The sequence below is a fragment of the Wolbachia endosymbiont (group A) of Volucella inflata genome, assembly GCF_947250665.1.
GTDB classification, from domain to species: domain Bacteria; phylum Pseudomonadota; class Alphaproteobacteria; order Rickettsiales; family Anaplasmataceae; genus Wolbachia; species Wolbachia pipientis.
In genome coordinates, this window is the sequence record NZ_OX366338.1 from 875,490 (window position 1) to 888,742 (window position 13,253).

Annotated in this window: 21 protein-coding genes, 2 tRNA genes and 1 pseudogene; 2 read left to right on the forward strand and 22 right to left on the reverse strand. The window is 35.4% G+C overall.

The features are described from left to right. Window positions 1-6 precede the first annotated feature (6 nt). The 18 genes from rplE to carA all read right to left on the reverse strand — a co-directional run bounded on the left by rplE (window position 7) and on the right by carA (window position 8,813). Complete coding sequence (gene rplE / locus OOK85_RS04390; RefSeq protein ID WP_064124652.1) at window positions 7-540, reverse strand: 50S ribosomal protein L5; 534 nt, start codon at window positions 538-540, stop codon at window positions 7-9. 6 nt (window positions 541-546) lie between these two features. Continuing rightward, window positions 547-864 carry a 50S ribosomal protein L24 gene (gene rplX / locus OOK85_RS04395; protein WP_065095310.1) on the reverse strand — a complete coding sequence of 106 codons (318 nt, stop codon included), beginning with the start codon at window positions 862-864 and terminating at the stop codon, window positions 547-549. Beyond that, entirely contained in the window at window positions 864-1,223 is a 360-nt protein-coding gene (gene rplN / locus OOK85_RS04400) for a 50S ribosomal protein L14 (RefSeq protein ID WP_006279348.1), read from the reverse strand. The genes rplX and rplN overlap by 1 nt, the downstream gene beginning before the upstream one ends. 13 nt (window positions 1,224-1,236) lie before the next feature. Beyond that, the gene (gene rpsQ / locus OOK85_RS04405; RefSeq protein ID WP_264702359.1) at window positions 1,237-1,473 is read right to left on the reverse strand and encodes a 30S ribosomal protein S17; all 237 of its coding nucleotides are present in this window, start codon (window positions 1,471-1,473) and stop codon (window positions 1,237-1,239) included. Then, a complete protein-coding gene (gene rpmC / locus OOK85_RS04410; protein ID WP_064124648.1) occupies window positions 1,466-1,669 on the reverse strand; it encodes a 50S ribosomal protein L29 in 204 nt (67 codons plus the stop codon). The genes rpsQ and rpmC overlap by 8 nt, the downstream gene beginning before the upstream one ends. 11 nt (window positions 1,670-1,680) lie before the next feature. After that, window positions 1,681-2,094: a 50S ribosomal protein L16 gene (rplP, locus tag OOK85_RS04415; protein WP_182182787.1), complete on the reverse strand. Its 414-nt coding sequence runs from the start codon at window positions 2,092-2,094 to the stop codon at window positions 1,681-1,683. A gap of 14 nt (window positions 2,095-2,108) precedes the next feature. Then, window positions 2,109-2,723 carry a 30S ribosomal protein S3 gene (rpsC, locus tag OOK85_RS04420; protein WP_010962753.1) on the reverse strand — a complete coding sequence of 205 codons (615 nt, stop codon included), beginning with the start codon at window positions 2,721-2,723 and terminating at the stop codon, window positions 2,109-2,111. A gap of 39 nt (window positions 2,724-2,762) precedes the next feature. Next, window positions 2,763-3,110, reverse strand: coding sequence for a 50S ribosomal protein L22 (gene rplV / locus OOK85_RS04425; RefSeq protein WP_007549821.1), 348 nt, complete (start codon window positions 3,108-3,110; stop codon window positions 2,763-2,765). A gap of 5 nt (window positions 3,111-3,115) precedes the next feature. Then, window positions 3,116-3,400: a 30S ribosomal protein S19 gene (gene rpsS, locus OOK85_RS04430; RefSeq protein WP_006279181.1), complete on the reverse strand. Its 285-nt coding sequence runs from the start codon at window positions 3,398-3,400 to the stop codon at window positions 3,116-3,118. A 3-nt stretch (window positions 3,401-3,403) separates the two neighbouring features. Continuing rightward, window positions 3,404-4,228, reverse strand: coding sequence for a 50S ribosomal protein L2 (gene rplB, locus OOK85_RS04435; protein WP_264702366.1), 825 nt, complete (start codon window positions 4,226-4,228; stop codon window positions 3,404-3,406). Window position 4,229: 1 nt separating this feature from the next. Continuing rightward, the gene (locus OOK85_RS04440; protein ID WP_015589144.1) at window positions 4,230-4,517 is read right to left on the reverse strand and encodes a 50S ribosomal protein L23; all 288 of its coding nucleotides are present in this window, start codon (window positions 4,515-4,517) and stop codon (window positions 4,230-4,232) included. Further along, on the reverse strand, window positions 4,514-5,128 hold the full coding sequence (rplD, locus tag OOK85_RS04445) for a 50S ribosomal protein L4 (RefSeq protein WP_012673183.1): 615 nt from the start codon (window positions 5,126-5,128) through the stop codon (window positions 4,514-4,516). The genes OOK85_RS04440 and rplD overlap by 4 nt, the downstream gene beginning before the upstream one ends. A gap of 2 nt (window positions 5,129-5,130) precedes the next feature. Next, window positions 5,131-5,853 carry a 50S ribosomal protein L3 gene (gene rplC, locus OOK85_RS04450; protein WP_264702370.1) on the reverse strand — a complete coding sequence of 241 codons (723 nt, stop codon included), beginning with the start codon at window positions 5,851-5,853 and terminating at the stop codon, window positions 5,131-5,133. 9 nt (window positions 5,854-5,862) lie between these two features. Then, the gene (rpsJ, locus tag OOK85_RS04455; RefSeq protein ID WP_012673184.1) at window positions 5,863-6,183 is read right to left on the reverse strand and encodes a 30S ribosomal protein S10; all 321 of its coding nucleotides are present in this window, start codon (window positions 6,181-6,183) and stop codon (window positions 5,863-5,865) included. Between the two features lie 14 nt (window positions 6,184-6,197). Continuing rightward, window positions 6,198-7,370 carry an elongation factor Tu gene (tuf, locus tag OOK85_RS04460; protein WP_264702373.1) on the reverse strand — a complete coding sequence of 391 codons (1,173 nt, stop codon included), beginning with the start codon at window positions 7,368-7,370 and terminating at the stop codon, window positions 6,198-6,200. A gap of 78 nt (window positions 7,371-7,448) precedes the next feature. After that, window positions 7,449-7,519, reverse strand: a tRNA-Gly gene (locus OOK85_RS04465). A 4-nt stretch (window positions 7,520-7,523) separates the two neighbouring features. After that, window positions 7,524-7,606 (reverse strand) — tRNA-Tyr (locus OOK85_RS04470). A gap of 115 nt (window positions 7,607-7,721) precedes the next feature. Then, window positions 7,722-8,813 (reverse strand): glutamine-hydrolyzing carbamoyl-phosphate synthase small subunit, encoded by a 1,092-nt coding sequence (gene carA / locus OOK85_RS04475; RefSeq protein ID WP_264702376.1) that lies wholly within the window; start codon window positions 8,811-8,813, stop codon window positions 7,722-7,724. A 201-nt stretch (window positions 8,814-9,014) separates the two neighbouring features. Between carA and OOK85_RS04480 the strand changes: the two genes are divergently transcribed. Beyond that, complete coding sequence (locus OOK85_RS04480) at window positions 9,015-9,497, forward strand: hypothetical protein (RefSeq protein ID WP_264338240.1); 483 nt, start codon at window positions 9,015-9,017, stop codon at window positions 9,495-9,497. Window positions 9,498-9,565: 68 nt separating this feature from the next. Here OOK85_RS04480 and OOK85_RS04485 read toward each other — a convergent pair. The 3 genes and pseudogenes from OOK85_RS04485 to OOK85_RS04495 form a co-directional block, all read right to left on the reverse strand. Next, window positions 9,566-10,195: pseudogene (locus tag OOK85_RS04485) on the reverse strand (transposase); the annotation flags it as partial. A gap of 14 nt (window positions 10,196-10,209) precedes the next feature. Further along, the gene (locus OOK85_RS04490) at window positions 10,210-10,962 is read right to left on the reverse strand and encodes an IS5 family transposase (protein ID WP_264702381.1); all 753 of its coding nucleotides are present in this window, start codon (window positions 10,960-10,962) and stop codon (window positions 10,210-10,212) included. Window positions 10,963-10,988: 26 nt separating this feature from the next. After that, on the reverse strand, window positions 10,989-11,336 hold the full coding sequence (locus OOK85_RS04495; protein WP_264702383.1) for a hypothetical protein: 348 nt from the start codon (window positions 11,334-11,336) through the stop codon (window positions 10,989-10,991). 225 nt (window positions 11,337-11,561) lie between these two features. Here OOK85_RS04495 and OOK85_RS04500 point away from each other — a divergent pair, with 225 nt between their 5' ends. Continuing rightward, complete coding sequence (locus tag OOK85_RS04500; RefSeq protein ID WP_264702385.1) at window positions 11,562-11,993, forward strand: Holliday junction resolvase; 432 nt, start codon at window positions 11,562-11,564, stop codon at window positions 11,991-11,993. Here OOK85_RS04500 and OOK85_RS04505 read toward each other — a convergent pair. After that, complete coding sequence (locus OOK85_RS04505; RefSeq protein ID WP_264702164.1) at window positions 11,959-12,711, reverse strand: IS5 family transposase; 753 nt, start codon at window positions 12,709-12,711, stop codon at window positions 11,959-11,961. The two genes, OOK85_RS04500 and OOK85_RS04505, sit on opposite strands and share 35 nt — an antisense overlap. Between the last annotated feature and the right edge of the window lie 542 nt (window positions 12,712-13,253).

Here is a 13,253-nt window from a genome sequence, read left to right on the forward strand (position 1 = left end):
TCTCAATTAATCAAAAAAAGGAAATTTAAGAGCCAGTAATAATTCCTTTGCTTCCTTATCACTAACTGCACTTGTTATAATATTAATATCCATACCTCTAATTTTACTTATTTTATCATAGTCTATTTCTAAAAACGAGATATGTTCCTTTATACCAAAGGAAAAATTACCATTACCGTCAAATTGCTTCACACTAAATCCTCTAAAATCTTTTTCCCTTGGCAAAGCAATATATATCAATCTTTCTAAAAACTCATACATTTTATCTCTACGCAAAGTTACTTTGCAACCTACTGTAGCACCTTTTCTGATCTTGAAGCCAGAAATAGATTTTTTTGCAAAAGTTGATAAAGGCTTCTGCCCAGCAATCAAATATAGGCTATCAAGTGGTTCATTTATTGCTTTACTATCTGTAGCAGCATCTCCAACGCCCATATTGATACACACCTTGACAAGTTTAGGCACTTGCATTATATTGCCGTAATTAAACTTATCCTTTAAGGACTTTACTACGCTATCTTTATATAATTCTTTAAACATATCAACCTAATCTATCACTTCTCCAGAAACTTTTGCAAAACGCACTTTTCTACCGTCTATAACCTTAAACCCCACTTTAGTTGGAGTTTTATATTTAGGGTCCAATGTTGCAACGTTGGATATATCAATAGCTAACTCTTTATTTAATATACCACCACTACTACCAGCTTTTGGTTTAGTATGTCTCTTATGCACATTCACTCCAGAAACAATTACTTTCTTTTTAGCATCACGTGCTATAACTTTGATTACCTTACCAATTTTTCCCTTATCTCTACCAGTTAAAACTATAACGTCATCACCACTTTTTATTTTAGCACTCATTATAAAACCTCAACAGCTAATGACATTATCTTCATAAAAGAACCAGATGATAACTTTTTTACCGGACCAAACACCCGAGTGCCAAGTGGTTCACCTTGATCATTAATCAAAACTACAGCATTGCTAGAAAAACGAATTACAGAACCATCAGATTTTCTAATAGGGCTTTTCACCCTCACCACAACTGCTCTATATACTTTTCCCTTCTCAACCTTCCCTCTTGGAGTAATAGATTTAGTAGATACAATAACTGTGTCACCTATAGATGCAGATTTTCTACCACCCAATAAACCAATACAAAGCACTGCACGCGCACCAGAATTATCAGCTACTTCCAATAATGTATTTTTTTGAATCATGTAAATATCCTATTCAATGTGAGCTATTAACAACAACCCATTTTTTAGCAGTAGAAATAGGCTTGTGTTCTTGTATTAAAACCTTGTCCCCTTCTTTACAACTATTATTCTCATCATGTGCTGTATACTTCTTGTATTTTTTTATAACCTTTTTATACAGCTCATCCTTATACACTTGTAATACCGAAACCTTTACAGTCTTATCACACTCAGCCTTAGTTACAGTACCACAAAAAACCTTTTTAGGCATTCTTTTCCTCTCTTCTTCTTTTATTTAATGTAGTTAGAATACGAGCTATGCTCTTTTTTATTAAGCTAAAACGCGAAATATTGTTGCACTGGCCCAGCTTTTTTTGAAAAACCAAATTAACAAACTCTTTTCTCAAATTCACAAGAATTTCATGCAATTCTTGCGAGGACCTCGATTCAATGTCAGCTATATCCATTGCAACTCCATTTAATTATGATTAGATACAAATTTACACTTCATAGGAAGCTTAGCAGTTGCCTTTTCAAGCGCCAATCTTGCTAAATGCATGGGAACATCACTGCTAATTTCAAACAACATTCTACCGGGCTTAGCTTTAAATACCCAAAACTCAACACTACCTTTCCCTTTACCCATACGCACATCCGCCGGCTTTTTACTAACAGGGGTATCAGGAAAAATTCTTATCCACACTTTACCAGAGCGTTTTAATGTTCTAGATATTACACGCCTTGCAGTTTCAATATGCTTAGATTGAATCCTACCTGCTTCCATAGCCTTTAGACCATAATCTCCAAAAGATAGTGTGCTACCACCTTTCGTGTTACCCTTAATTCGTCCTTTAAATACTTTTTTATATTTACTTTTTTTAGGAACAAACATTTCAATATACCTAATTAGTTACCAATATAAACCCAGACCTTAACTCCTATGATGCCATATATAGTTTTTGCTTCAGCAAAAGCATAATCTATATTAGCACGTAAAGTATGCAAAGGCAAACGGCCTTCTTTATACCACTCAGTACGAGCTATCTCAGCTCCGCCAAGGCGACCAGAACAACTTACTTTAATACCTCTAGCACCCATCCTCAAACAACTTTGAATAGCTTTTTTCATCGCTCTTCTAAATGAAACCCTTTTTTCTAACTGCTGTGCAATGCTGTTTGATATTAAAACTGCATCTATTTCAGACCTTTTAACCCCTACTACATTCACTTCCACATTATTTTTTACTTTTTCAGCTATCTTTTGCTTTATCTTCTCAATATCCGAGCCTTTCTTACCTATTATCACTCCAGGTCTAGAAGAATGTATTATTACAGATACCAAATCGATCGTACGCTCTATAATTACTTTAGAAACACCAGCATGCTTAAAAGATTCATTTATATAACTGCGAATAGATAAATCTTGATGCAACCCTTGTTTATAACCCTTCTCAGCATACCAAATAGATGACCAAGTATTAATTATTTTTAACCTAAATCCTTTAGGATTAACGTTTCCCATATTTTTGCACTTTCCTTATTAATTTTCTATTTTTATGAATCATATAATTTCCCCCAATTTTACAGTTATATTACTATAACGTTTACTAACTCTATTAGCTCTACCCATAGCTTTTGGACATACCCTACGCAAAGTAAGAGACTTACCTATTAAAATTTCTTTTATATATAAATTATCGATATCCAATCCATAATTTTGAGCATTAGCAATCGCAGAATTTAATACCTTCCTTATAAGACCTGCAGCTTTCTTTTCACAAAATCTTAATTGCACAGTGGCAAAAGAAACTTTTTTATTACGTACTAAACCAGCAACCAAATTCAATTTACGAGGAGTTGATTTTAAAACCCTAGAACCAGCTTTAACTATTACATCTCTGTTTTTCATATCAATTACCTTCTTGTCGCCTTTTTATCACCACTATGCCCAGTAAATTTACGAGTGGGTGAAAACTCACCAAACTTATGACCTATCATATTCTGATCATTAACATTCACAGGAATGTAATCCTTACCATTATAAACAGCAAATTTTAAACCTAAACAATTAGGAAGAATTACAGAAGCCCTGGAATGAACTTTTATAGCCATGTTAACAAACCCCTTGTTTAAAGCATTATTCACCGACTTTAATATAGAAGGATGACAAAAAGGAGGCTTCCATGCAGATCTACTCATAAACTAACCTTTCAACTGTTTTATATACTTATCACTAGATTTATTTCTCTTCCGAGTTTTCTTTCCTTTTGTTGCAACACCCCAAGGAGTAACAGGATGACGACCACCAGAGGTTTTTCCTTCCCCGCCTCCATGAGGATGGTCAACCGGATTCATTGCAACTCCACGTACAGTAGGTCTAATCCCAAGCCACCTACTTCTCCCAGCTTTACCCAACTTTCTATTCTTATGGTCAGGGTTAGATACTACACCAATAGTAGCCTTGCAAGAAGATAAAATCAACCTAATTTGACCAGACCTGAGTCGTAATAAAACATATTGGCCATCACGACCAACGATTTGTGCATAACAACCAGCAGCTCTAGCAATCGCAGCACCATTACCTGGCTTCAGCTCAACATTATGAACGAAAGAACCAACAGGTATATGCTTGAGTAGTAAACAATTCCCTGGCAAAATATCAGCATCATTCCCATCTGTAACAACATCACCTGGCTTTATACCTTGAGGAGCCAATATATAAGACTTAATATCATCTTCCTTATATGATATTAACGCCAAAAACCCACTTCTATTTGGGTCATACTCTATTTTTTCAACTATACCTTGACCACTTCTATTACGCTTAAAATCTATCACTCTATACTTCTTTTTGTGACCACCACCCCTATGACGAGTTGTAATTCTACCATGATTATTTCTTCCACCACTGGACTTTTTACCGGATGTAAGAGACTTTTCTGGCTCATCTTTTGATAAACCAACTTTACTTACTAACACAGTCCCACGAGAAGACGGAGTAACAGGATTAAAAAATTTCATACCCATACTAAACGCTCATTATATCTAATTTTTGACCATCCATCAAAGAAAAATAAACTTTCTTTTTCTGTTTTTCACAACCAATCACACCCCTAAAACGCCTATATTTAGGCTTAATTCTAACAACATTTATAGAAGAAATTTTAACATCAAATAGAGACTCTATTGCCAACTTTATTTGACGCTTATTTACATTTACAAAAACATACAAAGAATATTTATTAAACTTCTCCCTCAAAAAAGAGGCCTTTTCTGTAATTATAGGAGATTTTATTATATTATTATATTTGATCATAACAATCTACCTTCAAGATGCTTTAAAGTATCCTTTGTCAACATCACGCATTCGTGATTCAATATATCAAAAACATTTAACCCAATAGGTTTGATTAAGTCTACATAGTGCAAGTTTTTAGCCGCACGCAACAAATCATCTCCATAATCACCAACTATCAAAAAGGAAGAAAATTTAAAATTTTTAATACATTTACACATTTCAGACGTTTTCTTCACATCAATATTTAAATTATCCAGAATAATTACTTGATTATTTAAATACTTTAGAGATAAAGCAATTTTTAAACCAAATTTGCGTACCTTCTTATTAAGAGAATAAGTATGACTCCTCACAACAGGGCCGAAAATAATCCCACCACCTCTAAATTGAGGAGATCGCAAGCTCCCTTGTCTTGCCCTACCGGTACGTTTTTGACCATAAGGTTTAGCTGTTGTACCAGAGACATCACTGATACCTTTTGTTTTATGAGTACCAGCTCTTCTCTTCGCTAATTGCCATCTCACTATATCATGCAAAATACTCAATTTTTGCTTAGCAGAAAATATCAAAGGATTGAGCTGAGCAGTACCTACATTATCATTAGATAGATTAACTAAATTACATTCCATAACTAACTTACCAAATTACTAGCATCATCATTTACATCTAACAGTAAACCTACCGGAAAAGGAACATCTTTATGTAAAGATTTTTTAACTGCATCTCTTACAAAAACATAGGAATTTTTAAACCCAGGAACATTATTACCCTTCACAGCAATTATACTATTTTCATGATCAATGGATAATATCTTCATATTTTGTGCAGTTATCCTGCTTTTACCTAAATGACCAGCCATTTTCTTTCCTTTGAATACTCTACCAGGATCCTGACATTGGCCAGTGGAACCTTGTGATCTGTGAGCAATAGAAACACCATGAGATGCCCTAAGCCCACTGAAATTATGCCGCTTCATCACACCAGCAAATCCTTTACCTATAGAATAACCCGTAATATCAAGATATTGACCAACCACAAAATGATTGATTCCCACTTTTTTACCACATTCTATTCCCGACAGGTCATTTAATCTACTTTCGTATAACTTACATTTATTATTTATACCCTTTTTCTTTAAATATTCCAACTGAGGTTTTGCTATATTTTTAAAATCTCCTGTGCCTAAAATGACTGAATTATAGCCACATTTATCTTGTCCTTTTATATCAATAATATAAGTTTCGCTGAGATGCAATAAAGTTACAGCCATGCGACTATTGTCAGAATACATAGCAGTATGACCAATATTCATCATTAGTAAACCAATTCTCCTCAGCGAATTTATTCTCTTCATTTCCTTCTCCTAAACCTTAACTTCCTTGACTTTTAAATCCACTTCTACGCCAGCAGAAAAAGATAAACCTGTAAGCATCTGCATCATAGTAGGAGTAAGATCATGTAAAACAATCAAACGCCTAGAAGTTCTCATTTCAAACTGTTCACGAGATTTTTTATCAACGTGAGGAGATCTATTAACAATAAATTTAGAATCTTTTCTTGGCAACGCAATCGGACCAGATAATTTTGCACTGGACCGCTTTAATTCATCAACAAATTTTCGAACACACTCCTCCAATAAAGAACAATCGAAAGCCTTAATGTTAATATATATATCTTGCTTCATCTTAGTTACTACACTCACTCCAAAATTTCAGAAACAACACCAGAACCAACAGTTCTACCGCCTTCTCTTATCGCAAAACGCAATCCCTTATCCATTGCTATCGGTACTTGCAATTCTACTTCTACACTCACATTATCTCCTGGCATTACCATCTCCTTCCCATCTAGCAATTTTATGCTCCCAGTTACATCCGTTGTCCTTAAATAAAACTGTGGCTGGTAATTCGCAAAAAATGGTGTATGCCTTCCTCCTTCCTCTTTCTTTAATATATAAACCTCCGCCTTAAACTTTCTATGCGGTGTTATCGTCCCCGGTTTCGCTAATACTTGCCCTCTCTCCACTTCTTCTCTTTTTGTTCCTCTTAACAATATTCCTACATTGAGTCCTGCACTTCCCTTATCCAGCAACTTCTTAAACATCTCAACACCTGTGCATATCGTCTTTTGCGTTGCTTTCAGACCTATTATCTCTATCTCTTCTCCCGTCTTTATCTCTCCCTTCTCTATTCTTCCTGTTACCACCGTTCCTCGCCCCGATATCGAAAATACATCTTCAATTGGCAATAAAAATGGTAAATCCACAGGCCTTGGTGGAACCGCTACATATTCATCTAACTTTTCCATCAATTTGTCTATTGATTTCTTTCCATATTCGCTGCTGTCATCCTCCAGCGCCTTGAGTGCTGAACCAACTATCACAGGCACTTCATCCCCTGGAAATCCGTATTTACTCAGCAATTCCCTCACTTCCATTTCTACTAAATCTATCATATCAGCATCAGCAACATCAGCTTTATTTATATACACCACGATATATCCAACACCTACCTGCTTCGCCAGCAATATATGCTCTCTCGTTTGTGGCATTGGCCCATCAACTCCCGACACTACCAATATCGCCGCATCCATCTGTGCTGCACCTACTATCATGTTCTTTACATAGTCAGCATGTCCAGGACAATCAACGTGTGCATAATGCCTTTTTTCCGTCTGATACTCAACATGCGCTGTTGCTATCGTTATCCCCCTCTTCCTTTCTTCTGGCGCTTTATCTATCTGATCGTACGCTACAAAATTTCCATAATGCTTCGTTATCGCCGCTGTTAACGTCGTCTTCCCATGATCCACATGTCCTATTGTTCCCACATTTACATGCGGCTTTCCAAATGCTTCCACTACTGCTGTCATAATTTAAACTTTTCTACCTAAAATACAAATACATCAATAAATAATATGTTGATTTTATAAAAATACAACAAAAAAAAGAGCGGATAGTGGGAATCGAACCCACGTCACTAGCTTGGAAGGCTAGAGCTCTACCATTGAGCTATACCCGCACAATGGAGGAGGTAGGATTCGAACCTACGTACGCTCACGCGGACAGATTTACAGTCTGTTACCTTTAACCACTCGGTCACTCCTCCACAAAAATTTGTTAAGAGAACGCTATTTTAGTACCTTAACTCAAGCTTTTATTGTATTTAAATACTAAACACCTAAAACTAAAAAATCAAGCAATAAAACCTACCTTGATTAAAATCATGCAGATTTCATTTTATACAACACAATATTGTCAATAAAACGTCTAAACAAATAATGCGAATCATGCGTACCTGGCGCTTCTTCTGGATGGTATTGTACAGAAAAGACTGAGTAATCCTTCATCATTATTCCCTCTACACTATTATCAAATAGAGAAATATGAGTAATTTCAACATTACTTGGAAGAGAAGCTGAATCAACAACAAAACCATGATTTTGGCTAGTGATCTCAACTTTTTCACTACTTACATCATAAACTGGATGGTTACTCCCTCGGTGACCAATATCCATCTTGATGGTCTTTGCCCCCAAAGTAATCGCAAGTAATTGATGGCCCATGCATATGCCAAAAATTGGTATTTTAGATTTTATAATAATGTCTATTTCTGAAACTACACTTTCTCCTATTTCTTGCGGATCACCAGGACCATTTGAAAGCACTATACCATCTGGATTCATACTCAACACTTTTTGAGCAAAACCTGTGCTTGGTCTGATTAATTCAACTGTACAACCAAGTTCTATTAAGCGTGAAACTATACTGATTTTTACGCCAAAATCAACGATTACAACCCTATATTTTGCATTAAGGTCACTTTTAAAATTACTATGCAAGCTGACTTTATTGGTTATTTCTATTCCATTTACAGATTTGTATTCCTTCAATTTGTCCAACGCATGCGCCTTACTCGATGAGCATATCATTCCATTTTGAGATCCATGTTCTCTCAAATGTCTCGTTAAAGCTCTAGTATCAACTCCTGATATCCCAATCACGTTATTTTTCTCTAACCAATCATTTAAACTGATATATGAAGAAGGGTGGGACATAGAAGAAAGTTCACGCATAACCACACCACTTGCAAAAATTTTCTTTCCTTCATTATCCTTATGGTTTATTCCAACGTTACCAATATGAGGAAAAGTGAACGTTATAATTTGATCGGCAAAAGAAGGATCAGTTATAGTATGCTGATAACCGGTCATACCAGTGGTAAAACAGACCTCACCTATGCACTTACCTTTTTTACCTATTGATTTTCCCCAAAAGCATTTACCACCTTGTAAAATTAAAACTGCGTCCTGCACTTCATTATCTATTTAATTGATTCAAAACAGTATACAAGAATTTCAAATAATACGTAACTCTTTCTAAAACTCCAAATTTAACCACGAGGCGGCGAAGAACAATATGAAAAAAATTTTTAACGCGCCCTTTCATAAAATATGTTGACTATCTCCATATTTTATATTAGGTATACTCCGGCAGTTATGAAATAGAGGTTTATTATGTCAAATGAAATCCAACCTAAAAATAAGTTACTAATTGTAGGAGCTGGCTTACTATTCTTTGCAATGATGTTGCCATCATTTTTTCTCTTAGCAAAAATAGCCATAGGATTAGCTATGACCGCAATTGCAACAATCGCGGTAAAAATTGCCTCAAAAACAACATCGAATGCTTTAGAGGATAAACAGGCAGATCAAAGCCAAGCGACGCAACAAACAACACAAAGTAAAATTATAAACCTAGCTATTGGATTAACATCTATACTTGTAGGAGGATTATCACTATTCATTATAGCACAAACTGGCTTGATTGCAGCATGTGCAGCTATAACTTCTTTAGCTCTACACGAATATGTTAAAAATGAAGAAATAGGAAAAGATATAAACAATAAATTCGATAAGGTAGCTGACAGTATAACTGACTTTATTGTTAGCAGCGTTGAAAAACTTATTCCAACAAAGCCGCCAGGCATAACAGCCTAAACTGTCTCCGTTCAGGGCATAAGTGTTACAAGTAGCATTATATAAAGCGATTAATGGCATCTACCGTCTTAAACATCAAGATAAAAATTATTGTTTTTTATCATAGCATTTAAACAAATGATGATTTTTCTCATTACAGCAACTAAAGCGACTTTAGCGGCTTTGCCAGAGTCAACTAAACGCTGGTAAAATACTTTCATTTTTTTATTATGACGCATTGCAACCACAGCAGACATGTATAATGCTTTTCGAGCATAAAATCTGCCACCTATGATCTGGGCTTTGCTCACTTTCCTTCCGCTTTCACTAGTTTTTGGTGCAACTCCAACTAGACAAGCTATTTCCTTATTATCTAACCTGCCAACCTCTATGAGTAGGATACTTGCGGTTTTCCGTCCAACACCTTTATAGCTAGTTAGCAGTTTGCTTTTTTCCTTCAAATCAGGATCAGAGTTTATTATATCTTCTATGTCTTGCCTAATTTGCTCTAATTGTTTTTTTGCAAATTCTATCTGTTTTTCTATATATTCCCTGGCTTTTCCTGTAACCTTATGCAAACGACACTTATTTGCGTGAACTTCATCGTTTAGATTGCGCTCAACTGCTCTTAGCTCTTTTAGTTCTTCTTGCTTTTGTGAAACTATGTATTCTACTACCTCGTCATTTTTTGTGATAAATTCAGCATATTTTTCTAGGCTCTGTGGACAAAATTTTAGAGAAGCCATACAAGAGCTCCAACAAAATTGAGAAAACCCATAAAAACCTCAGCAGTTTTATCAAATCTGGAAAAAATGCGCCTAAAATTTTTAATTTTACCAAAAAAACACTCAATCAAATGACGTTCTTTGTAGATATGCTCATCGTAATACCTTTGCACTTTTCGATTCCGTTTTGGCGGAATAACTACTGTACATCCCTTGTCTTCAAGACTTGTAACAAAGGCATTGCTATCGTAGCCCTTGTCAGCTACTACAGTAGAGTTATAGATACTTTCGGTCAACACTTGTGCCTGCGTAATTTCATTTCTTTGACCAGGAGTCAGAGTAAATTTAAGTGGATTTCCAAGTGCATCGACAAGCGCATGTATTTTAGTTGTAAAGCCACCTTTGCTCCTCCCTAAAGCTTCTTGATCCTTGAAGTTTTTTGTATATCCAGATGAACATGGATGGCCTCGGATGATCGTACCGTCGATTATAGCAACTTCTAAATCAGGCTCTTGTTTAGTATATTCAAGCAATTTTTTCCAGACATCTCTTTCACACCATCTTTTAAATCGCTTATGTATACTCCTGTAATTACCATAAGTTTTTGGTAAAAGTCTCCATTGGCAACCACTTCGCACTATGTACCACACTGCCTCTATGAATATTCTTAAACGTTTTTCATCTTTGCTGTGCATTCCTTTTACGCTTTTTATGAACTCTAAAATTTGTTTCCAATTTTCCTCTTTGATGTAATATTGCATATGGTAGTTTCTCCATTTTTTACCTATTAGGCTAAACTACCATCTTTTTCTCTCTTTTCATATTTTTTGTCCACAGAGCCTAGTTTTGCATGGTCAAAACAGGTAATCAAGTAGTAAGTAACGAGAGAATCGGAATAATTAGCAATCACTTTACGTTTGTATTGTACAGATGTATTATCGTAACTTTCATCATCAAAGAGTTGAGCGTTTAATTTATCTTTAAAGGAGTTTTGAAAAATAATATTTAATTGCTTACCAGAAAGTGAATCTATCCAAGACTGACGTGTTTTTGTATTGTGAAAACGATCAAGCAAATGGTTAACAGGGACTTCTAAATCATCTTCCCAAAATTTACAATTTGGATAAATTTTCATAAGAAACTAACCACATCATAGTAGCATAATAGACTATTTAAATAGTTAAGATAAAAATCTAAAAGTCTTGACCAATAATTATGCAATGGCTGTTTACTGATTTTTAACCAAGTTTTTTCTAAAAAGTTTGCTTAAGAAGAAGATTTTTTGGACAAAAATTTTTCAAATCCTGAATATATATTATATAGGCTTCACGTACCCTAGCGAAACAAATTCTGAATATAAATGTCAATCCTAACACTGGACCTCGGCAAACAAACAGGCTGGGCAATTTTAACAGATGGAGTAATTGAAAGTGGAAGCAAAAGCTTTCATGGTAGTCGTTTCAGTGGAGGTGGAATGTGCTTCTTAAACTTTCGTAACTTGCTCAATTCTTTGAAAGACATTTCTGTAGTGTACTTTGAGGAGGTGAGAAGACACCTAGGAACTGATGCTGCACATATCTATGGAGGGTTTTTAGCACACCTTTCTGCTTGGTGTGAAGAGAACAATATTCCCTACCAAGGTGTTAATGTTAAAACTATAAAATGCTTCATAGCAGGCAAAGGCAATGCAAGTAAGAGTGAAGTTATTGAAGCGATACGTGAAAAAAGTTTTTCACCTAGGCTATGTGGACAAAATTTTAGAGAAGCCATACAAGAGCTCCAACAAAATTGAGAAAACCCATAAAAACCTCAGCAGTTTTATCAAATCTGGAAAAAATGCGCCTAAAATTTTTAATTTTACCAAAAAAACACTCAATCAAATGACGTTCTTTGTAGATATGCTCATCGTAATACCTTTGCACTTTTCGATTCCGTTTTGGCGGAATAACTACTGTACATCCCTTGTCTTCAAGACTTGTAACAAAGGCATTGCTATCGTAGCCCTTGTCAGCTACTACAGTAGAGTTATAGATACTTTCGGTCAACACTTGTGCCTGCGTAATTTCATTTCTTTGACCAGGAGTCAGAGTAAATTTAAGTGGATTTCCAAGTGCATCGACAAGCGCATGTATTTTAGTTGTAAAGCCACCTTTGCTCCTCCCTAAAGCTTCTTGATCCTTGGAGTTTTTTGTATATCCAGATGAACATGGATGGCCTCGGATGATCGTACCGTCGATTATAGCAACTTCTAAATCAGGCTCTTGTTTAGTATATTCAAGCAATTTTTTCCAGACATCTCTTTCACACCATCTTTTAAATCGCTTATGTATACTCCTGTAATTACCATAAGTTTTTGGTAAAAGTCTCCATTGGCAACCACTTCGCACTATGTACCACACTGCCTCTATGAATATTCTTAAACGTTTTTCATCTTTGCTGTGCATTCCTTTTACGCTTTTTATGAACTCTAAAATTTGTTTCCAATTTTCCTCTTTGATGTAATATTGCATATGGTAGTTTCTCCATTTTTTACCTATTAGGCTAAACTACCATCTTTTTCTCTCTTTTCATATTTTTTGTCCACAGAGCCTAGCCATTTTTGTACCTATAAATATAATCAAATAATAATGTAACAGGATTGTGATTCGATCTTTTAGATCCCCCTACCGTTCGTACTCCATTTTTTAAAGCTAGGAGTGTACTGAGATGCCTACGATTTCTATCAATCAATCCAATTGACAGCTAGCTCATTATAGTCTTGCGACTTTGACTTAATATACAATCCTCCTGATAATAGAATAATTGTATCTGTTCAGGGGCATCGCAAATATTGAAGCAAAAGTGGTCAGTGCTTACTATACGAATATTGTGATTTGAATCCACTAGGGAGGATGTCATCCCAGTGCCCAGACACTGGGATCCAGGAATTTTGATTAGAGATTAAATTGGTGAGTATAAAAGTAGCTAATCCTACGTTAAAATACAACGTTTTTAATGGGACTGCGTAAAAGGGCTGGATTCCAGTGTCAAGCACTGGAATGACACCTTTGTG

Bases quoted from the DNA above. Each gene is read 5' to 3' on its own strand.
- rplE (WP_064124652.1), bottom strand. From the start codon at position 540: ATGTTTAAAGAATTATATAAAGATAGCGTAGTAAAGTCCTTAAAGGAT.
- rplX (WP_065095310.1), bottom strand. From the start codon at position 864: ATGAGTGCTAAAATAAAAAGTGGTGATGACGTTATAGTTTTAACTGGT.
- rplN (WP_006279348.1), bottom strand. From the start codon at position 1,223: ATGATTCAAAAAAATACATTATTGGAAGTAGCTGATAATTCTGGTGCG.
- rpsQ (WP_264702359.1), bottom strand. From the start codon at position 1,473: ATGCCTAAAAAGGTTTTTTGTGGTACTGTAACTAAGGCTGAGTGTGAT.
- rpmC (WP_064124648.1), bottom strand. From the start codon at position 1,669: ATGGATATAGCTGACATTGAATCGAGGTCCTCGCAAGAATTGCATGAA.
- rplP (WP_182182787.1), bottom strand. From the start codon at position 2,094: ATGTTTGTTCCTAAAAAAAGTAAATATAAAAAAGTATTTAAAGGACGA.
- rpsC (WP_010962753.1), bottom strand. From the start codon at position 2,723: ATGGGAAACGTTAATCCTAAAGGATTTAGGTTAAAAATAATTAATACT.
- rplV (WP_007549821.1), bottom strand. From the start codon at position 3,110: ATGAAAAACAGAGATGTAATAGTTAAAGCTGGTTCTAGGGTTTTAAAA.
- rpsS (WP_006279181.1), bottom strand. From the start codon at position 3,400: ATGAGTAGATCTGCATGGAAGCCTCCTTTTTGTCATCCTTCTATATTA.
- rplB (WP_264702366.1), bottom strand. From the start codon at position 4,228: ATGGGTATGAAATTTTTTAATCCTGTTACTCCGTCTTCTCGTGGGACT.
- OOK85_RS04440 (WP_015589144.1), bottom strand. From the start codon at position 4,517: ATGATCAAATATAATAATATAATAAAATCTCCTATAATTACAGAAAAG.
- rplD (WP_012673183.1), bottom strand. From the start codon at position 5,128: ATGGAATGTAATTTAGTTAATCTATCTAATGATAATGTAGGTACTGCT.
- rplC (WP_264702370.1), bottom strand. From the start codon at position 5,853: ATGAAGAGAATAAATTCGCTGAGGAGAATTGGTTTACTAATGATGAAT.
- rpsJ (WP_012673184.1), bottom strand. From the start codon at position 6,183: ATGAAGCAAGATATATATATTAACATTAAGGCTTTCGATTGTTCTTTA.
- tuf (WP_264702373.1), bottom strand. From the start codon at position 7,370: ATGACAGCAGTAGTGGAAGCATTTGGAAAGCCGCATGTAAATGTGGGA.
- OOK85_RS04480 (WP_264338240.1), top strand. From the start codon at position 9,015: ATGTCAAATGAAATCCAACCTAAAAATAAGTTACTAATTGTAGGAGCT.
- OOK85_RS04490 (WP_264702381.1), bottom strand. From the start codon at position 10,962: ATGCAATATTACATCAAAGAGGAAAATTGGAAACAAATTTTAGAGTTC.
- OOK85_RS04495 (WP_264702383.1), bottom strand. From the start codon at position 11,336: ATGAAAATTTATCCAAATTGTAAATTTTGGGAAGATGATTTAGAAGTC.
- OOK85_RS04500 (WP_264702385.1), top strand. From the start codon at position 11,562: ATGTCAATCCTAACACTGGACCTCGGCAAACAAACAGGCTGGGCAATT.
- OOK85_RS04505 (WP_264702164.1), bottom strand. From the start codon at position 12,711: ATGCAATATTACATCAAAGAGGAAAATTGGAAACAAATTTTAGAGTTC.